Source organism: Mesoterricola sp. MK458 (assembly GCF_055384935.1).
The window spans coordinates 645,001-664,008 of sequence record NZ_AP045075.1; the positions used below are offsets into that span (position 1 = coordinate 645,001).

Sequence of the window (19,008 nt, forward strand, 5' to 3'; positions counted from 1 at the left end):
CGATGAGGGGAGTGAAATAGAACCTGAAACCGTCAATCTACAAGCAGTGAAACCCCTATGGTAAACCAGGGGAATCGCGTGCCTTTTGCATAATGAGCCGGCTAGTTATTTTCAGTGGCGAGGCGAAGCCGATGAGGCGGTGCCGTAGGGAAACCGAGTCTGAATAGGGCGAACAGTCGCTGGGAATAGACGCGAAACGGGATGATCTATCCTTGACCAGGATGAAGTTCGGGTGACACCGAATGGAGGTCCGAACCAGTGTGGGTTGAAAACCGCTTGGATGAGTTGAGGATAGGGGTGAAAGGCCAATCAAATTCCGTGATAGCTCGTTCTCCCCGAAATAGCTTTAGGGCTAGCGTCGGATGTTTCGTCGTGCAGGTAGAGACCTGAATGGACTAGGGGGCTTACCAGCTTACTGAATCCAACCAATCTTCGAATGGCACGCCGTGAAGTCCGGCAGTCAGACTGCGGGTGATAAGATCCGTAGTCGAGAGGGAAAGAACCCAGATCGCCAGCTAAGGTCCCAAAATCTATGCTAAGTGGAAAAGGATGTGGATGTGCTTAGACAGCCAGGAGGTTAGCTTAGAAGCAGCTATCCTTTAAAGAAAGCGTAATAGCTCACTGGTCAAGCGGGTCTGTGCCGACAATTCAACGGGGCTCAAGCATAGTACCGAAGCTGCGAACTTTGTGGTAGGGGAGCATTCCCTACGTCTGTGAAGGTTGACCGTAAGGACAGCTGGAGACATGGGAAGAGACTCTGTCGGCATAAGTAGCGTAAAGACGGGTGAGAACCCCGTCCGCCGTAAGACTAAGGTTTCCAACGCAAGGTCAATCCGCGTTGGGTTAGTCGGTCCCTAAGCCGAGGCCGAAAGGCGTAGGCGATGGAAAGCTGGTTAATATTCCCGCACCATGTGTGGTTCGTTTGTACGATGCAGGGACGCAGGAAGGTAGGGACGTAGCGCTATGGAATGTGCTGCGAAAGTTTGCAAGGGTGTCCGCCAGGGAAGTCCGGTGGGCACGAGCCCAAGCACTCTGACGAAAAGTCCTGATCCTACACTGCCGAGAAAAGCTGCTAAGGAGAGCCACGTGTGACCGTACCGCAAACCGACACAGGTAGTCGAGGAGAGAATCCTCAGGCGTTTGAGAGAACTCTGCTGAAGGAACTCGGCAAATTAACCCCGTAACTTCGGGAGAAGGGGTACCACGGTAGGGTTCATAGCCCGAGGTGGTGGCACATAAATGTTCCAGGCGACTGTTTAACAAAAACACAGGTCTCTGCAAACTCCAAAGAGGAGGTATAGGGGCTGACGCCTGCCCGGTGCCGGAAGGTCAAGAGGAGCGGTTAGCGCAAGCGAAGCTGCGAATTTAAGCCCCGGTGAACGGCGGCCGTAACTATAACGGTCCTAAGGTAGCGAAATTCCTTGTCGGGTAAGTTCCGACCTGCACGAATGGCGTAACGATCTGGAAACTGTCTCCAGCAGAGACTCAGCGAACTTGTAGCACCGGTGAAGATGCCGGTTACCCGCACTTAGACGGAAAGACCCCGTGCACCTTTACTACATCTTGACATTGAGGTTGGCATTGTGCTGTGCAGGATAGGAAGGAGACTTTGAAACTGGCTCGTTAGGGTCGGTGGAGTCGTCGTTGAGATACTTCCCTGCGCAATGCTGATCTCTAACTCGCGCCCGTCATCCGGGTGGAAGACAGTGTCAGGCGGGTAGTTTGACTGGGGCGGTCGCCTCCTAAAGAGTAACGGAGGCGTGCAAAGGTTCCCTCAGGCTGTTTGGAAATCAGCCGCAGAGCGCAATGGTATAAGGGAGCTTAACTGCGAGACACACACGTCGAGCAGATGCGAAAGCAGGTCATAGTGATCCGGTGGTTCCGCATGGAAGGGCCATCGCTCAACGGATAAAAGGTACGCCGGGGATAACAGGCTGATCTTGCCCAAGAGTTCATATCGACGGCAAGGTTTGGCACCTCGATGTCGACTCATCGCATCCTGGGGCTGAAGCAGGTCCCAAGGGTTCGGCTGTTCGCCGATCAATAGCGGTACGTGAGTTGGGTTCAGAACGTCGCGAGACAGTTCGGTCCCTATCTAGTGTGGGCGTAGGAGATTTGAGAGGACCTGTCCTTAGTACGAGAGGACCGGGATGGACTGACCTCTGGTGTTCCAGTTGTGTTTCCAAATGCAATGCTGGGTAGCTATGTCGGGAAGTGAGAAGCGCTGAAAGCATCTAAGCGCGAAACACCCCTCAAGATGAGATCTCCCCACGAGACCCGTCGTAGACCACGACGTTGATAGGTCGCATGTGTAAGCGCGGTAACGCGTTGAGCTGAGCGATACTAATTGGTCCACTGGCTTGACTTTTCATCAATCAATTGCATCCAATCAATGAGACCATGCTTAATGTTTAGGCTCGTCTCGCCTCACCCTTCGCTTCAACACTTCGAAGTCTGACCCCTTCGTCGTGGCTTTACCCTGGAGGTCACACCCGTTCCCATCCCGAACACGGCAGTTAAGCTCCAGAGGGCCGATGATACTTCCTGGCACACAGGTGGAAAAGTAGGTCGCCGCGACGTTAAAATCCAAAGCCCCCGCTCACGCGGGGGCTTTTTCGTTTGGTCTGGATCGGAGTGCTTCAGTTCCATTTGACCGGGTAAGGCCAGGTTATGAAGGTGTTCGAGATCTGGAGGCCGCCCTTGGACCTGCCGGTGTCGTAGAGGGACTGGCGGCCGTCATCCTTGGGGGGGTTGGTCTCCGGGCTCTGCTCGCCTTCCTGGAGCCTCACCGATGGGCTGCCGATCGAGGGGTTGTCGGCGACGAAGGTGGCCCATCGGCCGGTGCTGTCGATGACCCGGAACTTGAAGTGGGCGTATTTCGGCAGGGAACTGTACTTCACGGTCATTTTCTGACCGGCTTTCCAGGTGATGGTGTCCCCCGCCGCCTTGAACGTGCCGCCGGGGGTGAAGGTCATGGTGCCTTCATTCTTGGAGTCCGCGACCACCTTCAAGGTGATGTCCTTTGAGGAATGGTTATGCCAGACGGGATCATCCGCCCGGAGGGCCTGGCCTGGGACGGCCAGGATGAAGGCGGTGGCGAAAAGGCTCAGGGGGGTGGTCAGGGCCATGGTGCTCCTTTGCAAAGGACTCGGTTACGAGACACGACAATAATAATTCATAAAACTCGGATGGCCAGGGAACTTCTCCTCCCGACACCCTGGTATCCCACGTACCCGTCCTGGAGTAGGTGAGAGCGGCCAGGTGTGATAGGCTGAAACCGTGGACCAGGGCGTCGCTGCGTAAATCCGCAGAGGAAAGTCCGGACTCCATAGGGCAGTGGGCCAGGTAATCCCTGGGCGGGGCGACCCGATGGACAGTGCAACAGAGAGCAGACCGCCGATGGCCCCGGAAACGGGGATCAGGTAAGGGTGAAAGGGTGGGGTAAGAGCCCACCGACGTTCCTGGCAACAGGGCGGGCTAGGTAAACCCCCCACGGAGCAAGACCAAATAGGCTGGCGAGCTTCTTCGGAAGTGAGGATCGGCCCGATCGAGCCAGCGGGTAGGTCGCTTGAGGCGATCAGTGATGATCGCCCTAGAGGAATGACGTCCCACGACAGAATCCGGCTTACCGGTTCACCAGGACCCCCGCAAGGGGGTCCTGTTCTTTCAGGGTGCCTTCATGGGTTTGTCGGCCCGGTAGATCCAGCGTTCGGCGTAGGGGAACCAGGGGGCGCCCTGGACGCTCCCGAAGGTCCGTTCCACTTCCAGGCCCGCGGCCGCCAGGGCGGCCCGCACCTCCTGGTCGGTGGGGATCCAGATGTCGTGCTGGAACCGGGTGCCGCGCATGATCCGGTCCGTGAGGAACCGGCGGCCGTCGTCGCTGAGCCGCACCCGCTCCAGGTAGAGGCCCTCCACTTCGTACCACTCCCTGTCCAGGACGGCCAGGGCCCGGAGGAAGAAGTCCCGGCCGGCCAGGTCCAGCAGGAGGGTTCCCCCCGGCTTCAGGACCCGGGCGAACTCGTCCAACTGGCGCTGGTTCTCCTCGTCGGTGGCGAAGTAGCCCCAGCTGGTGTAGGCGCAGAACACGGCGTCGGCACAGCCGTCCCGGAAGGGCAGGGACCGGAGGTCCAGGCGCACCAGGTCCCCGGGGAATTCCCGGGCGTGGCGCCGGAGATTCATGGCGCTGAGGTCACCGCCCACCACCCGGTGGCCGCAGGCCTCCAGCGCGGGCCTCAGGCGGCCCCAGCCGCAGGGAAGGTCCAGCACCCGGGCGCCTGGCGGCAGGTCCAGGAGCCGGGCGAGCCCGGGGCCCTCCTGGGCCGCCTCCAGGATCTTGTCCCGGTAGATTTCGAAGTAGTGAGGATGGTCAAAATCCCGCTCGAACCAATGCACGCGCGGTCTCCGGGAAGCAGGGGAAAAAGGGAGGGGAAGATCGGATTCTAATCACTTGACGGCGATTGGGCCGGGAGTACTCTAGGGGCAAGAATAAGTCCACCGAAGTCAGAAGTGGCTGACAACATTCTTTTTATGGAGGATTCATGGACTTTCTCCGCCCAGACATTCAGGACAGCCTGACGAGGGAGAATTTTGAATTCAAGAAGTTGATGGAGGAACACAAGGCTGCCGACGAGAGGCTGACCTACCTCCGCAACAAGATCCGGCTTTCTGCCAAGGAGACCATCGAGGAAGTGGAACTCAAGAAGGCCAAGCTTCGGGCCAAGGAACGGATCTACCACATCGTTGAGGAATTCAAGGGCCGGGGGCAGTGAGGATCCCGGCCGTGACCGCTTGATTGAAAGCCCCGGGGATCCGGGGCTTTTAATTTTGTATTTATAGGCCTTTCGGGCCGTCAGGCCGGCTCCACGATCGCCGGGAGGAAGGCCTCGCCCATCCAGTAAACCAGGTCCAGGGGGTGCTTGACGTCCCACAGGAGGACCCGGGCGCTGGCGCCGGGGTGCAGGTGGCCCAGGTCGGCGCGGTCGAGGCTGAGGGCGGGGTGGAGGGTCATGCCGGTGAAGGCCTCCTCGAAGGTCAGGCGCAGCTGCAGGCAGCCCAGGCGGAGCACCAGGAGGGGGTCGATGCAGGCGCAGGAGCCGGGGTTGAAGTCCGAGGCCAGGGCGACGCGGCAGCCGTCGGCGATCATCTTCCGGGCCGGGGCGTAGTCCTTCATGCCCAGGAACAGGGTCGTGGCGGGCAGGAGGGTCGGCACCACCCCGGCCTGGGCCATGGCGCGGATGCCGGCGTCCGACGCGAACATCAGGTGGTCGGCGCTGGCGGCGCCCACCTCCGCGGACAGTTCCGCGCCGCCGGTGGAGCAGAACTCGTCGGCGTGGATGCGGGGCTTGAGACCCAGGCGGCGCCCGGATTCCAGGACGGCCCGGCCCTGGGCCGGGGTGAACACGCCCTTCTCCACGAAGACGTCGCAGTGGGACGCGACGCCGGGGTGGCGCCGGACCAGTTCGGGCTGCCACGCATCCGCCACCTCGGCGATGTAGCGGTCCGGATCCCCGGTGAATTCCTGCGGCAGGTCGTGGGCGGGCATGAGCGTGACGTCCAGGCTCCAGCCCCGGCTCCGCAGCTGGGCGTAGGCTTCCAGGAGGCGGCTTTCGGCCTCCAGTTCCAGGCCGTAGCCGGTCTTGGCCTCCAGGTGCAGCACGCCCTTGCGGCGGTAGGCGCGCAGCCGCTCCTCGCCCAGGGCCACCAGCTCGGGGACGGTGGCGGCGCGCGTGGCGCGCACGGTCTCGCGGATGCCGCCGCCCTCGGCGGCGAGCTGGGCGTAGGTGACGCCGTGGAGGCGGCGATTGAATTCGTGGCTGCGGTCTCCGCCGAAGAGCAGGTGGGTGTGCGGGTCCACGAAGCCCGGAGAGGCCCAGCGCCCCTGGCCGTCCACGACATCGGCGTCCCGGAAGCGCGCCGGCAGATCCGCGCGCGGACCGATCCACAGGACCTTCCCTCCGCCCGCGGCGATGGCCGCGTCCTCGATGAAATCCACGGCCCAGGGGCGCGCGGGATCGGGGGTCACGGCCCCCTTCAGGTTGGTGATGACGGTGAGGGTGGCCATGGGAACCATTATGCCGTGGGCCGCGGGGCGCCGTTATACTTCCCTTCAAGGGGCTCCCAGATGTGGATCGGCGCACGTACGCTCTCCGGACTTTTGGCCACCGCCACGCTGGCGGCGGCCCCCACGAAGGCCCCGCCACCGCGGCCGGCGCTCCTTCCCGGGGAATCGCTGGCGCTGGCGGGCCCCGACATGGAGGTGTACCGCTACGGCGATGCCGCGGTGGAAGGGCCCATGGGCGCCTTCTCCCAGCTGCTCTGGGCCAAGCTCGAGGGCGCGGTCTGGGAGAGCGGGGTCCTGTCGTTCAAGTGCACCGGGGCCATGGGTCCCTTCCGGTGCTCGAACCCCAAGGGGCATGGGCGCGTGGATCTTTCCAAGGCGCTGCGGGAGGACTGCCGGCTCGCCTTCATGGGCTGGGCGCGCATGTCCGCCCAGCGGTGGGCGGAGGACTACGGCGACGGTCCCGCCCGGGCCCGCATGGTGGACGTCTTCCAGCCCTTCCTGGGACGGCGCCTGCCGGATGCCGAGGGCGTGCCGGACCTGGGCGCGTCCTGGTTCGGCGAGGGGGACCTGCTGCGCACGAGTCCCGAGGCCCTGCTGCGCTGGCTCGCGGACCCGGCCCAGGAGGAGGCGGTGCGCCTCTACCGCAGGCTCCTGCTCAGCTTCATGGACGAGACGTTCAAGGAGAACGCCTGGTGGTTCAAGTCCACGGCCCCCGCCGCCGCGGGCGGCGCGGCCTCGACCCAGGCCTGGGCCGTGGGGGGCAACGGCCTGGTGCTGGCGGTGATGCGCCTTCCCCCGGGGAGCACCCGCGAGGAGGCCCTCGCGCGGTTCAAGGCTGTGATGGTGGGCGCCGCCGCGAAGAAGTGATCAGCGCTCGAGGATGAAGGTCGCCGGGCCGTCGTTGACCAGGTCCACCTCCATGTGCTCCTGGAAGAAGCCTCGCTTCACCCGCGGCCACTGGGCCTCCAGGAGACCCGCGAACGTCCCGAACAGGTCCCGGGCCGGCTCCGGGGCCATGGCCCCGTCGAAGGACGGGCGTCTTCCCCGCTCGAGGCTCCCCGCCAGCGTGAACTGGGAGATGACGAGGATCTCGCCGCCCGTGTCCTGGAGGGACAGGTTCATGCGGCCCTCGGCGTCTTCGAAGATCCTCAGCGCGGCGATCTTGGCGGCGGCCCAACGGCACTGTTCCTCCGTGTCGCCCTTCTCCAGGCCCGCGAGCACCAGGAGGCCGGGACCGATGGCGGCCACCTGGGCACCGCATCGTACTTCCGCCCGCTTCACCCGCTGGATCACCGCCTTCATGGGCCCCCCAGACACAACCCTACCGGCAATCCGGCGCCGGTCACAAGTTACCGGAAGGGTCCCCTTTGGGGAGGCTCCCTGCCTATACTGGCCATAGCCAAGGAGGCCCCCATGCCCGAGACCATCATCCAAGCGGATCTGAGTCCAGCGGAGTGGAAGCTTGTCCAGGCCCTGCGCGGGCTGCCCGAGAGCGACCAGCGGGAGCGCATGTTCGAAGTCATCGGCGAGCTGCTGTTCTTCGTCCAGAATCCGCGCTGCCAGGGCGTGGGCGCCGAGGGCTTCCCCTGCGGCGAGCCCAGGAGCAGCTGCGACGAATGCCACCAGACCTGGGACCTGCTGGAAGGCCTCACGGTGCGCGTGGAAGCCGGCGCCGCGAACCGCTGAGGGCGCACGCCGTGCGGGTTGCCGCATCCTGCGTGCGGGATTCCGCATAGGTCGCCCTCCCACGGGGCTGGCTGGTAAGTGGACGCCTAGGCCTGGGCCGCTTCGCGACCCCTGACGATCCTGGCACTTGAATTGCCCTGAGTCCTCCAGGCGATTCCAGCCGTGCTCCATTCGTCAGCCTTCCTCCCGCCATTCCGGCGGAAGGGCAGGGTGCGTCCACCTTTCCAGGAGAGACCATGCGACTTCGACCGTACCCAACCCCGACCGTGCTGCTGGGCGCAGCCACGGCGACCCTGGTCCTGGGGGTTTCCTGCGCGAGCAGTTCCTCGGTGGCCGACAGCGACCGCACCGCGGCGGACGCCAGCGTCATCGAGATCGCCTACGCGACCGGTGACACCGCCGCCAGCGTCACCAAGGACGTCACCCTGCCCACCAAGGGCGCCGCGGCCGGTTCCGCCATCGCGTGGACCTCCAGCAACCCGGTGGCCCTCAGCCCCGCCGGGAAGGTCGTGAGGCCGCCGGTGGGCGGCGACGGCGCCGTGACCCTCACGGCCCAGGTCACCCTGGGCGCGTCGGTGACCACCCGCACCTTCACCGTCAACGTCAAGCCGGTGGACACCGTCCAGTTCCTGTTCAGCTCCGATTGCCACTTCGGGGACGTGACGTCCGTGTCCGCGGCCTTCCAGGGGGCCACCACGCCCGTGGATGCCGTCGAGGTGAACGGCCGGGCCCGGGACGCCATGAACCTGCTGCCCGGCGTGGCGGCGCCCGGCGACTACGGCGTCAACGCGGGCGTGGCCTTCGGCAACTTCGACTTCCTGGCGTTCACGGGGGACGTCGCCAGCCGGAGCGTCCTTCCTCCGGAATCCAACGGCAATTCCTCCGCCGCCAGCTTCAACCAGTGGAAGACCATCTACTCGGACGGCCTGACCCTCAAGGACCGCAAAGGCGCGGCCCTGCCCATCTTCCTCACGCCGGGCAACCACGACGTCACCAACGCCCTGGGCGGCCCGGAGGTCATGAACCCCGCCAGCGACCCCACGTGCTTCGTCAACATCTACAACTGGACCATGAAGCCCGCCACGCCGCTGCTCACCACCGAATTCAACTACAACCTCCACAAAGTCTTCAACGTGAAGGTCTTCGGCGGGATCCACTTCGTCTTCCTGAACATGTGGCTGGACGCCGAGATGCAGGAGAAGCTGGAAGCCTACCTGACGAACGTCCCCACCAGCTCGCCCGTGTTCATTTTCGCGCACATGCCACCCGAACAGACGGGCGCCAACTTCCGGGATCCCCTGTCCAACGGCCTGGACTTCCCCTGGGCGGGCGGGTTCGCCAACTATTTCCGGGACGCCATGGACATCAGCAACGTGGTCGCCCCCGCCACCGCCGTCACCACCGCCACGGCCCCCACCAAGGAGGTCAAGGCCCTGGCCACCTTCCTCAAGGCCCACAAGAACATCGTCGCCTGGTTCCATGGTCACGATAATTTCAATCAATTCAGAACCTGGAATGGCGAGAACAGCGTCACGGTCGACAACAAGATGACCCAGCTGGCCATTCCGGTCTTCCGGGTGGATTCGCCCATGAAGGGCAAGGATTCCGCCAAGGACCCCAAGAAGCTGTCCTTCCAGGTGGTGACCATCGACACCGCGAAGAAGCTGTTCACCGTGCGGGAATGCCTCTGGAACAAGACGAACACCGCCGGCGGCGCCATCGCCTGGGGCGCCACCGAGACCTTCCCGCTGGGGAACCGGGTCCGCTAGACAGCCCGTCTACTTAAAATACGGGTCCCTACATTTCGCCCCATTCGTCGCGGGAGTTGCTGTCGCAACTCCCGCGACGGAGAGCATCGGGAGAAAGGTTCTTCCCGGAACTCAGGGGGAAGGCCGCACGGATCTTGAGAAAGAAGGAGTCCTCGTCCCGGTTGCCGTAGGCAAACCCAGGATGCCTGAAGTCTGTTGCTGCCGACCTGTTGCGCGGTGAATCCGGCAAACTCCATCGAAGGGCCTTGTCGGTGCGCCCGGAAAGCCGGGGCGAGGAGGATGGATGACATAGAAACCTGAAACCTCGCAATGGGACCCGGCGGGTAACCACCCCCGCCTGGCAAAGCTGGCCAGCAGCCAGAAGCGAGTCTTGCGTAGGGTGTGGGTGACCTGCCCTGCGAAGCGTAGACAGCGAGCGAATAGGCCGTGTGATGGAGCCTCGAAAGATTTAGAGCGCGGGAGCCGACGTCGTCGACAGCACGGAAGGCCGCACCGTAGGGTCGTAATGGCCTGACCCGAGGGTCCCGCCGGGGTCGAAGAGCAGGGCATGTTCGCAGGGGGTCCCCCCAGGAACCGGGGAGGCCCTGCCGTTTCCGCCTGGAACCGTGGTTAGGGACGCCACAACCCAAACAACCCTGGCCTGGACGGGGGGCACCGACCCGATCAGGAGCGAACAACCGGATGCGAAGGCGGTACCGCCTCCTCAAGCCAAACGAGGGAAGCGGGAGGATCGGCAGGGAATCGGAGCAGCTCGTAGTAGCGATGAAGGCGGGGAACCGATCCGAGGGACCCGCCGGAGCCAAGGGGCTGCCAGATCACGGAAACGTTGGAGGGAAAGGCCATGGGAACTTCGTCTCCCGGAACGGTCTCCACGAAACAACAACGGATAGCAGAATTGTCCAGGCAGATGCCGGAGGCGGCGCTGCGTACCCTGGCCCACCACATGGACGTCGAATGGCTCACGGAAGCCTACCGGCGAACCCGAAAGGATGGGGCGGTGGGGATAGACGGACAGACGGCCAAGGACTATGCGGAAAACCTGGAGGCAAATCTCCAATCTCTGCTGAGACGGGCCAAGGACGGCGACCCCTACAAAGCCCCGCCCGTGCGAAGGGTATTCATCCCCAAAGCGGATGGAACCCAGCGTCCCCTGGGGATCCCCACCTTCGAGGACAAGGTCCTCCAAAGGGCGGTGGTCATGCTCCTGGAACCCCTCTATGAGCAGGACTTTCTGGACTGTTCATACGGATTCCGGCCCGGGCGGTCGGCGCACCAGGCCCTGCAGGCCATCTGGAACCAGACGATGAAAATGGGGGGCGGGTGGCTGCTAGACGTGGATATCCGACAGTATTTCGATACGTTGGACCACGCCTGCCTGCGGGAAATGCTGGACAAGCGGATGCGGGACGGAGTGGTGAAGCGCCTGATCGGCAAATGGTTGAACGCGGGAGTCCTGGACCAGGGATGCATCACGCACCCAGAGACAGGCAGCCCGCAAGGCGGGGTGATCTCCCCGATGCTGGCGAATATCTACCTCCACGAAGTGCTGGACGTGTGGTTCGAACGAGAGGTGAAGCCCCGGCTGCGGGGCCAGGCCTTTCTGGTGCGCTACGCGGACGATTTCGTGATGGGCTTCGCCCGGGAAGAAGACGCACGGCGTGTCCTGGAAGTACTGCCGAAGCGATTCGAGAAGTTCGGTCTGAAGATCCATCCGGACAAGACCCGGCTGGTGGAATTCCGGAAGCCGAAGGAACCGCGGGACCCCGAAGGGGGCCCTGGCAACTTCGATTTCCTGGGGTTCACCCATTACTGGGGCAAGTCCCTGAAAGGGGCCTGGGTGGTGAAGCGGAAGACTTCGAAGAAGCGGTTCAGCCGTGCCATCAGGACGCTGGGGGATTGGTTCAGGCACAACCGGCATGAACGGATCCAGGACCAGCACAAGACCCTGCGCCAGAAGCTGGTGGGCCACTACAACTACTACGGCATCACAGGGAACTCGCGTTCCATCGGCAACTTCAGATACCAGGTCATGCACCTGTGGAAGAAGTGGCTGGGGCGGAGGTCCCAGAGGGCAGTGCTCTCCTGGAAAGCCTTCTACAGGTTGCTGGAACGGTTTCCGCTCCCTCAGCCAAGGCTGAAAAGGAACGTGCCTCGCCCACTCGCAGCTACTTACGTGGTCTGAGGAGCCGGATGCCTTAATCGGGCACGTCCGGATCTGTGGGGGGCCTGGGGCGGCAACGCCCCGGGCCTACCCGACCCGAGGCGCCGAAGACGCCGAGGGTCGCCGAAGAATAAAAGAAGGTCTCAGCGAACCTCGGCGTCCCGGCGCCTCGGCGATTGGCTTTTCGTTTCGAACGGCTTCGATGATTGAATCAGGACGGCCTTCGACCACCCGTCCCAAGTCCTCCCAGCGTGGATAGAACACACGCGCCTGCCCAACCTGCGATGCTTTCCGTTTCTTGGGGGCGCGGCAGCGCCCCCAAGAAACGAACGGGGCGAAAGGCTGGGACACGAGCGATTACTTTGACGGGCTGCTAGATTTTTCAGCACCGGCGGACGAGACTCATTATCATGGTGGGGAGTTGGAAAGCCCACCATGTCACAGAATGAATCATGCTCCAGGGAACCGGCCCTCCCCCAGGATGGTGCCGGTTCCCTGTTCGATTGGGTGATGGCCCAGAGTAACGACGTCTTCTTCTCCCTGGGACCCGACGGCGCGTTCCAGGCCGTGGGCACGGGCTGCCAGGGGCTGTGGGGCCTCGCGCCCCGGGAGCTCCTGGGGCGCCGCTTCCTGGACCTGGTGGATCCCCTGGACCTGCCCCTGGTGAAGCACGTCATGGAGACGAGCCGGATGAACGGTTCCCTGGCGCCCCAGCGCTCGCGGTTCCTGCGGGAGGACGGCACGCGGGTGACGCTGGTGTGGCGCCTGGCGGTGAGCGAAGGCTCCCGGCTCTACTACGGCCTGGCCAGGCCCTTCGTGGAGCGCAACGGGGTCGAGGCCAAGCTCGGGGCCGCCGTGCACGAGCTGGAGGTGTTCAAGAACGCCCTGGACGAGCACGCCATCGTGGCCATCACCGACGCCTTCGGCCGGATCACGTACGTCAACGACAAGTTCTGCGCCATTTCCAAGTACGACCGCGAGGAGCTGCTGGGGAAGGACCACCGCATCATCAACAGCGGCCACCACCCCAAGGCGTTCTTCACGGACCTGTGGCGCACCATCAAGGCCGGGAAGGTCTGGAAGGGCGAGATCCGGAACCGGGCCAAGGACGGCACCTTCTACTGGGTGGACACCACCATCGTCCCCTACCTGGACGACCAGGGGGCGCCCTTCCAGTTCGTGGCCATTCGCGCGGACATCACCCAGCGCAAGGAGGGGGAGGAGGCCATCCGCCAGTCCCAGAAGCTCGAGAGCCTGGGCGTCCTGGCCGGGGGGATCGCCCACGACTTCAACAACCTGCTCACCACGATCCTGGGCAACTGCAACCTGGCCTCCATGGTGGTGGATGCCGGCAGCCCCGCGGCGCCCCACCTGGAGCAGATCGAGAAGGCCTCCCTGCGCGCCGCGGACCTCACGCGCCAGATGCTGGCCTACGCGGGCAAGGGCAAGGTGATGATCACGCCCATCAACCTCAACCATGTGGTGCGGGAGATGACCGAGCTCCTTTCGGTGTCCATCTCCAAGAAGGCCGCCATCCGCCTGGAACTGGCCTCGACGCTGCCCGAAGTGGAGGGCGACCCCGCCCAGATGCAGCAGCTGGTCATGAACCTGGTGACCAACGCCTCCGAGGCCCTGGGCGAGGAGGGGGGGACCATCACCCTGCGCACCGGGGTGCAGTGGCTCGATTCCGTCTACCTGACCACGCTGGTGCCGGCCATCCCCATCCCGCCGGGGCGCTACGTGGTCATCGAGGTTTCCGACACGGGCTGCGGCATGACCCGCGAGGTCATCAACCTGATCTTCGACCCCTTCTTCACCACCAAGTTCACGGGCCGCGGCCTGGGCCTCTCGGCGCTCATGGGGATCCTGAAGAGCCACGGCGGCAGCATCAAGGTCTACAGCGAACCGGGCCAGGGCACGTCCATGAAGCTCTTCCTGCCCGCGGTGGAGATTCCGGGCGCCGAAACGCCCGAGGAGCGCGCCCCGGAGGGATTCCAGGCCCGGGGGACGGTGTTGATCGTGGACGACGAAGGTCCCGCGCGTGCCGTGGCCTGCGCCCTGGCCGGGACCATGGGGCTCCAGGTGGTCGAGGCCGCCGACGGCGCCGAGGCCGTGGACCTCTTCCGCCAGCGGCGGGAAGAGCTCATCCTGGTGATCCTGGACCTCACCATGCCCCGCATGGACGGCCGGGAGGCCTTCCGGGCCATGGCCGCCGAGGACCCCACCATCCCCGTCCTGCTCACCAGCGGCTACAACGAGACCTTCGCGGTGGGCGACTTCACCGGCGGGGACCTGGCGGGCTTCCTGCCCAAGCCCTACAACCGCGTCCAGTTCGAGACCGCGGTCAGCCTCGCCCTGAAGGCTAGAACTTGAACTTCAGGTTCACCGCGAGGGTGCGGGGCGGAATGACGTGGGTGCCCCCGAAGGCGCTTAGGAAGTTGTAGAGGCCCTTTTCGTCGAAGACGTTGAGGAGGTTGGCGGCCAGCGCCAGGGAGGTGCGTCCGCCGGTGGCGAACTCGCGGCCCGCGCTCAGGTTCCACACCGTGCGCGGGCGGATGCGCCACGTGGGGCCCACCAGGGAGTCGTCCGTGACCCGCACGAAAGGGATGCCGAATGCGTAGTCGGGGTTGCCCGCGGCTTCGCCGGGGTCGCCGGCCACCAGGCCCGAGTCGTACCGTCCGATCACCTGCGCGAAGAACGTCTTCGACTGGTAGTGGACGCCCAGCTGCATGGTGAGCTTCTCGTCGTGGTCGATGAGGTACGGGGTCCCCGGGGGCAGGGAGGCCTCCGCCGAGGACAGGCCGCCCACGGTGGGGCTGCGGAAGAGGGTGCGCACGGTGCCCGCGCTGAGGTAGGCGGACCAGCCGCGCACTTCCAGCAGGTCCAGGCGCAGGTCCATGCCGTGGAAGGTGCCGCGGCTGGCGGCGGTGGGGAAGAGCACGCCCGTGTTCAGGAACTGGTCGTTGTCGGCGCTGTTGAGGCTGTCCTTCCACCAGTAGTCCAGGCTGGCCTTGAAGATCCCGCCCAGCTGCTGCTCGGCGCCCACCAGGAAGCTGTCCTGGAGCTCGGGCCGCAGGCGGGGCACGGGGGTGCCGGCGGCGGCCGTGAGGTCCCAGGCGGCCTGGGACGTGGAGAAGGCCAGGTTCTCGTTCTCGGGCGTGATGAGGAGCCGGTCGTAGCTGGCCCGCAGGAGCGTGCCCGTGGCCGGGAAGGTGCGCGACACGCCCACCCGCGGCTGCAGCTGGTTGTGCACGTAGCCCCGGCCGTGGTAGCTGTCCAGGCGCAGGCCCAGGCCCAGGTTCCAGTCGCCGGCCTTGAGGTCCTGCTGCACGTAGGCCGAGGCCAGGGAGGGCGCGAAGCCCTCGTCGAACCGGAAGATGTTGCCGCCGCCCTGGGGCGTGTAGGGGTAGAGCGGATCGGCCCCGTCGGTGACCTGGGCGCCGTCGGTGACGGCGAAGGCGAAGCGCTCGCGGAGGGGGTAGCGCACGTACTGCAGCCCGGCCTTGAACGTGTCGTCGCCCTTCTTCCGCTGGTAGGCCACCGTGGCGCCCTGGTTGTCCAGGGACCGGTCCTGGCGGGCCCAGTAGGGGGAATCGGGGCCGCCCCCGGCGAAGCCCGGCGCCAGGTCCGCGGTGGGATCCAGCCTGGCGGTGGAGTGGCGGTAGAAGAGGGTGGCCTCGAAGCTGGCGTCGGCGCCCAGGAGGTGCGTCCAGCCCAGGTTGAGGTTCGCGTCCACGTTGCGGGCCCGCTGGTCCTGGCCCCGCGCCTCCTGGCTGGCGAGGTTGACCACGTCGCGGGCCGTGGCGCCGCCGCCCGCGGAGAGCCTCAGGGTGTCGCGGTCTGAAAGCAGCCAGTCCAGGCGCGTGAAGATCCGGCCCGTGGCGCCGTGGTTGTGCAGGTTCTCGAAGTTTACCGGGTCCAGGAAGCGGTCGCTGGACGAGCCCGCGGCGGTGACGAACCAGCCGGCGCGGTCGCCGCAGCCCCGCAGGCTCAGGCCGGTCTCGTAGGTGTTGAAGCGGGCCGCGCCCAGGGTGACGTTGCCCTCGAAGCCGCCCGGGGTCCCCAGGCCCGACTTGGAGGTGAGGTTCACCACCGCCCCGGGCTTGCCGCCGTATTCCGCGGAGATGCCGCCCGTGATGACCTCCATGCTCTCCACCTGGCCCGGGTCCAGGGAATTGGAGAAGGTGGCCTGCATCTGGTCGGTGACGGGAACGCCGTCGATGACGTACATCGCCTGGCCGTGGCTGCCCCGGAAGTGGAACCGCCCGTTCTCGTCCTGGATGAACCCCGGGGTGGCCAGCAGGATGCTCTCCATGCCCCGGCTCTGGACCACGGCGGGGATCTGCTCGATGGTGGCGCGGTCGATGTGGATGTGGCTGGAGGGGTGGTCCTCGATGAGGCCGGACTGTTCCTCCACCACCACCACCGCGCCGGCCTGGGGCAGGGTCAGGGCGAGGTGCTGCGGGAGGGCGTTGCGCACGGTCAGGTCGCGGTGGCTGGTGGCCAGGCCCGGCGCGGAGGCCTCCAGGTGGTAGTCGTTGAAGGGCACGTTGTACAGGGAAAAGCGCCCCTGGCCGTCGGTGCGGGTGCTCTGGAGACGCCCGGCGACGCGGTTCTCCAGGGTGACCACGGCGCCGACGACCGCCTTGCCCGCCTCGTCCTTCACGACGCCTGAAATCAGGCCGCTGCCCGAGGAGGCGGCGGAGAGGAGGGCAGGGATGGCCGCGGCGGCCAGCAGAATATAAGCACGATTCATCGGGTCCTCGGAATGGCAGGGTTCGGGGCAAGTGCCTGGAAAGAGAATAGAACTCGTTTCTGTTTGGTTCAAGTGAAAATGATTTCTATTTGCTTTGGCGTGAATTCGGCGCTCCCGGTGGCTTTTTCCCCAGGGCACCGGTACCATGCACGCATGGCGAGCCCGAAGCGCAAAGAACGGACCCTCACCCCCGCTGAAATCCGGGCCAGCCGCTTCATGGGCGCCCGGCTCCGGGAAAACGAGCGGCGCTACCAGGAATTCCTCGAGACCCTGGATCCCCGGGAGCGGGAGCGACTGGCCTTCCGGGATCCGGAATGAGCCGATGATCCACGTCCCCCCCGGCCCCGTGGCGGGCCGCCTCCGGGCCCCCGCGTCCAAGAGCCACCTCCAGCGCCTGCTCCTGGCGGCGTCCCTGGCCCCGGGCACGAGCTTCATTCGAAGGCCCGGCGCCTCCGCGGACGGCGTGGCCTGCCTGGGGGTCATCCGGGACCTGGGCGCCGGGGTGGAGGCGGCGGAGGACGTCCTGGCGATCCGCGGCGCGGGCCAGCCCCGGACGGGGACCCTGGACTGCGGAGAGTCCGGGTTCTGCCTGCGGGCCGCGGCGGCGGTGGCCGCCCTCCGGGACCTGCCCATGACCCTCACGGGCCGCGGCTCGCTCCTCACCCGCCCCATGGACATGGTGCTGGAGCCCCTGCGGCAGCTGGGGGTGGCCTGCGCCACCCACGACGGCTTCCCTCCCATCACCGTGCGGGGGCCCCTGCGGGGGGGGCGCGTGCGGGTGGATGGCCGCGCCAGCAGCCAGTTCCTCAGCGGCCTCCTCCTGGCCCTGCCCGGCGCCCCCGGCGACAGCCGCGTGGAGGTGGAGGGCCTGCGCAGCGGCCCCTACATCCGCATGACCCTGGACGTGCTGGAGGCGTTCGGGGTCCGGGTGGAGGCCTCGCCGGCCCTGGACCTCTTCCTCGTGCCCGGCGGCCAGACCTACCGGCCCGTGGACCTGGCCGTGGAAGGGGACTGGTCCGGCGCGGCCTTCCTCCTGGTGGCCGGCGCCGTGGCCGGCGACGTGGCGGTGGACGGCCTGGACCCCGCTTCGGCCCAGGCGGACCGGGCGATCCTGGGGGCCCTGGAGGACGCCGGCGCGGCACCCGCCTGGGAGGGCGGCACGCTCCGCCTGCGGCGCGCCGACCTGCGCGGCTTCACCTTCGACGCCACGGACTGCCCGGACCTCTTTCCTCCCCTGGCGGCCCTGGCCTGCCACGCCCGGGGCCTCACCCGCCTCCGGGGCGCCTCGCGCCTGAAGGCCAAGGAGAGCGACCGCGCCGCGGCCCTGGTGGCCGAACTCTCGGCCATGGGCGCGACCCTGCGGGTGGAGGGCGACTGGATAGAGATCCAGGGCGGCCCCCTCGAAGGCGGGGCCATCGACCCCCACAACGATCACCGCATGGCCATGGCCTGCGCCGTGGCCGGCCTCCGCAGCGCGCGCGGAGCGACCCTGGAGGGCGAGGGCTGCGTGGACAAGTCCTATCCCGGATTCTTCAACGATCTGGCTTTCCTGCGAGGTGGCGCGTGAACGCTTTCGGCCAGTCCTTCCGGATTTCGATCCTGGGCGAGTCCCACGGATCCTGCGTGGGGATCCTCCTGGACGGGTGCCCCGCGGGCCTGTTCCTGGAGCCCGGGGATTTCGCCGCGGACATGGAGCGGCGCAGGGGCGGCTCGGCCCCCGGCACCACGCCCCGGCGGGAGGACGACACCGCGCTCATCCAGACCGGGATCCTGGACGGGCGCACCACGGGCGCGCCCATCCTCGTGCTCTTCGCCAACCGGAACACGGACTCCGGGGCCTACGAGGCCATCCGGGAGACGCCCCGCCCCGGCCACGCCGACTGGGTGGCCCTGAAGAAGTACGGCGGTTTCGCCGACATGCGCGGCAGCGGCCACTTCTCGGGCCGGCTCACGGCGGGCCTGGTGGCCGCGGGCGTCGTCGCCAAGAAGCTGCTCGCCCCGGTGCGCGTGGAAGCCCGGCTCCTGGAGGCCGGCGGTAATTTCGACATCGAGCGCGCCATCCAGGAGGCCATGGCCGCGGGCGACTCGGTGGGCGGCATCGTGGAATGCCGCGTCCAGGGGCTTCCCACGGGCCTCGGCGAACCCTTCTTCGACAGCGTGGAATCCCTGCTCGCCCACGGGGCCTTCTCCATCCCCGCCATCAAGGGCATCGAGTTCGGCGACGGCTTCGGCGCCTGCCGCCTCCGGGGAAGCCAGGTGAACGATCCCATCCTGGACATGGACGGCCGCACCGCCACCAACCACGCCGGCGGCGTCAACGGCGGCATCACCAACGGCAACGAACTGGTGTTCCGCGTGGGCGTGAAGCCCACCTCCAGCATCAAGGCCGCCCAGACCACCCTGGACCTGCGCACCCAGGCCCCCGCCGAACTGAAGGTCGGAGGCCGCCACGACGCCTGCATCGCCCTGCGGGTGCCGGTGGTGCTGGAGGCGATGACGGCGGTAGTGCTGGCGGACCTGATGATGCGGGAGGGGCGGCTGAAAAGGGTGCTGGCGGAATAGGATCGACCTGAAG

The 19,008-nt window shown here is 66.0% G+C and carries 14 protein-coding genes, 2 rRNA genes and 1 other RNA gene (1 of these 17 only partly in view); 12 read left to right on the forward strand and 5 right to left on the reverse strand.

Translation table 11 applies throughout. The features are described 5' to 3' along the window. Nucleotides 1–2,368: ribosomal RNA gene (locus ACZ5LB_RS02820) — 23S ribosomal RNA — on the forward strand; it begins 570 nt to the left of the window's first position. A gap of 96 nt (nucleotides 2,369–2,464) precedes the next feature. After that, nucleotides 2,465–2,580: ribosomal RNA gene (rrf, locus tag ACZ5LB_RS02825) — 5S ribosomal RNA — on the forward strand. A gap of 59 nt (nucleotides 2,581–2,639) precedes the next feature. Here the strand turns inward: rrf and ACZ5LB_RS02830 are convergent. Further along, nucleotides 2,640–3,128: a hypothetical protein gene (locus ACZ5LB_RS02830; RefSeq protein WP_464604645.1), complete on the reverse strand. Its 489-nt coding sequence runs from the start codon at nucleotides 3,126–3,128 to the stop codon at nucleotides 2,640–2,642. Between the two features lie 150 nt (nucleotides 3,129–3,278). On the opposite strand from ACZ5LB_RS02830, the gene rnpB reads away from it, so the two are divergent. Further along, nucleotides 3,279–3,644: RNase P RNA component class A (gene rnpB / locus ACZ5LB_RS02835), an RNA gene on the forward strand. Between the two features lie 22 nt (nucleotides 3,645–3,666). Here the strand turns inward: rnpB and ACZ5LB_RS02840 are convergent. Then, nucleotides 3,667–4,392 (reverse strand): class I SAM-dependent methyltransferase, encoded by a 726-nt coding sequence (locus tag ACZ5LB_RS02840; RefSeq protein WP_464604646.1) that lies wholly within the window; start codon nucleotides 4,390–4,392, stop codon nucleotides 3,667–3,669. Between the two features lie 146 nt (nucleotides 4,393–4,538). On the opposite strand from ACZ5LB_RS02840, the gene ACZ5LB_RS02845 reads away from it, so the two are divergent. Beyond that, nucleotides 4,539–4,769, forward strand: coding sequence for a hypothetical protein (locus ACZ5LB_RS02845; RefSeq protein WP_306600184.1), 231 nt, complete (start codon nucleotides 4,539–4,541; stop codon nucleotides 4,767–4,769). Between the two features lie 80 nt (nucleotides 4,770–4,849). On the opposite strand, the gene hutI is transcribed toward ACZ5LB_RS02845, so the two are convergent. Next, nucleotides 4,850–6,061, reverse strand: coding sequence for an imidazolonepropionase (hutI, locus tag ACZ5LB_RS02850; protein WP_464604647.1), 1,212 nt, complete (start codon nucleotides 6,059–6,061; stop codon nucleotides 4,850–4,852). Nucleotides 6,062–6,121: 60 nt separating this feature from the next. Here hutI and ACZ5LB_RS02855 point away from each other — a divergent pair, with 60 nt between their 5' ends. Then, a complete protein-coding gene (locus ACZ5LB_RS02855; protein WP_464604648.1) occupies nucleotides 6,122–6,928 on the forward strand; it encodes a hypothetical protein in 807 nt (268 codons plus the stop codon). On the opposite strand, the gene dtd is transcribed toward ACZ5LB_RS02855, so the two are convergent. Further along, nucleotides 6,929–7,363: a D-aminoacyl-tRNA deacylase gene (gene dtd, locus ACZ5LB_RS02860; RefSeq protein ID WP_464604649.1), complete on the reverse strand. Its 435-nt coding sequence runs from the start codon at nucleotides 7,361–7,363 to the stop codon at nucleotides 6,929–6,931. It lies immediately after the preceding gene. Nucleotides 7,364–7,474: 111 nt separating this feature from the next. Here dtd and ACZ5LB_RS02865 point away from each other — a divergent pair, with 111 nt between their 5' ends. The 4 genes from ACZ5LB_RS02865 to ACZ5LB_RS02880 all read left to right on the forward strand — a co-directional run bounded on the left by ACZ5LB_RS02865 (nucleotide 7,475) and on the right by ACZ5LB_RS02880 (nucleotide 14,050). Next, nucleotides 7,475–7,747 (forward strand): hypothetical protein, encoded by a 273-nt coding sequence (locus tag ACZ5LB_RS02865; RefSeq protein WP_464604650.1) that lies wholly within the window; start codon nucleotides 7,475–7,477, stop codon nucleotides 7,745–7,747. Between the two features lie 236 nt (nucleotides 7,748–7,983). After that, on the forward strand, nucleotides 7,984–9,516 hold the full coding sequence (locus ACZ5LB_RS02870) for an immunoglobulin-like domain-containing protein (protein WP_464604651.1): 1,533 nt from the start codon (nucleotides 7,984–7,986) through the stop codon (nucleotides 9,514–9,516). 895 nt (nucleotides 9,517–10,411) lie between these two features. Then, nucleotides 10,412–11,698, forward strand: coding sequence for a group II intron reverse transcriptase/maturase (gene ltrA / locus ACZ5LB_RS02875; RefSeq protein WP_464603709.1), 1,287 nt, complete (start codon nucleotides 10,412–10,414; stop codon nucleotides 11,696–11,698). 489 nt (nucleotides 11,699–12,187) lie between these two features. Beyond that, nucleotides 12,188–14,050 (forward strand): PAS domain-containing hybrid sensor histidine kinase/response regulator, encoded by a 1,863-nt coding sequence (locus ACZ5LB_RS02880; RefSeq protein ID WP_464604652.1) that lies wholly within the window; start codon nucleotides 12,188–12,190, stop codon nucleotides 14,048–14,050. Here ACZ5LB_RS02880 and ACZ5LB_RS02885 read toward each other — a convergent pair. Next, nucleotides 14,040–16,433: a TonB-dependent receptor gene (locus ACZ5LB_RS02885; protein WP_464604653.1), complete on the reverse strand. Its 2,394-nt coding sequence runs from the start codon at nucleotides 16,431–16,433 to the stop codon at nucleotides 14,040–14,042. The two genes, ACZ5LB_RS02880 and ACZ5LB_RS02885, sit on opposite strands and share 11 nt — an antisense overlap. A 153-nt stretch (nucleotides 16,434–16,586) precedes the next feature. On the opposite strand from ACZ5LB_RS02885, the gene ACZ5LB_RS02890 reads away from it, so the two are divergent. From ACZ5LB_RS02890 to ACZ5LB_RS02900, 3 genes are read left to right on the forward strand one after another with little or no spacing between them, the layout of a single operon-like run. After that, a complete protein-coding gene (locus ACZ5LB_RS02890) occupies nucleotides 16,587–16,751 on the forward strand; it encodes a hypothetical protein (RefSeq protein WP_464604654.1) in 165 nt (54 codons plus the stop codon). A gap of 4 nt (nucleotides 16,752–16,755) precedes the next feature. Then, complete coding sequence (gene aroA / locus ACZ5LB_RS02895) at nucleotides 16,756–18,000, forward strand: 3-phosphoshikimate 1-carboxyvinyltransferase (RefSeq protein WP_464604655.1); 1,245 nt, start codon at nucleotides 16,756–16,758, stop codon at nucleotides 17,998–18,000. Beyond that, the gene (locus ACZ5LB_RS02900) at nucleotides 17,997–18,995 is read left to right on the forward strand and encodes a chorismate synthase (protein WP_464604656.1); all 999 of its coding nucleotides are present in this window, start codon (nucleotides 17,997–17,999) and stop codon (nucleotides 18,993–18,995) included. Before aroA ends, ACZ5LB_RS02900 begins: the two co-directional genes overlap by 4 nt. Nucleotides 18,996–19,008: the final 13 nt, after the last annotated feature.

Bases quoted from the DNA above. Each gene is read 5' to 3' on its own strand.
- ACZ5LB_RS02830 (WP_464604645.1), bottom strand. From the start codon at position 3,128: ATGGCCCTGACCACCCCCCTGAGCCTTTTCGCCACCGCCTTCATCCTG.
- ACZ5LB_RS02845 (WP_306600184.1), top strand. From the start codon at position 4,539: ATGGACTTTCTCCGCCCAGACATTCAGGACAGCCTGACGAGGGAGAAT.
- hutI (WP_464604647.1), bottom strand. From the start codon at position 6,061: ATGGCCACCCTCACCGTCATCACCAACCTGAAGGGGGCCGTGACCCCC.
- ACZ5LB_RS02855 (WP_464604648.1), top strand. From the start codon at position 6,122: ATGTGGATCGGCGCACGTACGCTCTCCGGACTTTTGGCCACCGCCACG.
- dtd (WP_464604649.1), bottom strand. From the start codon at position 7,363: ATGAAGGCGGTGATCCAGCGGGTGAAGCGGGCGGAAGTACGATGCGGT.
- ACZ5LB_RS02865 (WP_464604650.1), top strand. From the start codon at position 7,475: ATGCCCGAGACCATCATCCAAGCGGATCTGAGTCCAGCGGAGTGGAAG.
- ACZ5LB_RS02870 (WP_464604651.1), top strand. From the start codon at position 7,984: ATGCGACTTCGACCGTACCCAACCCCGACCGTGCTGCTGGGCGCAGCC.
- ACZ5LB_RS02880 (WP_464604652.1), top strand. From the start codon at position 12,188: ATGGCCCAGAGTAACGACGTCTTCTTCTCCCTGGGACCCGACGGCGCG.
- ACZ5LB_RS02885 (WP_464604653.1), bottom strand. From the start codon at position 16,433: ATGAATCGTGCTTATATTCTGCTGGCCGCCGCGGCCATCCCTGCCCTC.
- ACZ5LB_RS02890 (WP_464604654.1), top strand. From the start codon at position 16,587: ATGGCGAGCCCGAAGCGCAAAGAACGGACCCTCACCCCCGCTGAAATC.
- aroA (WP_464604655.1), top strand. From the start codon at position 16,756: ATGATCCACGTCCCCCCCGGCCCCGTGGCGGGCCGCCTCCGGGCCCCC.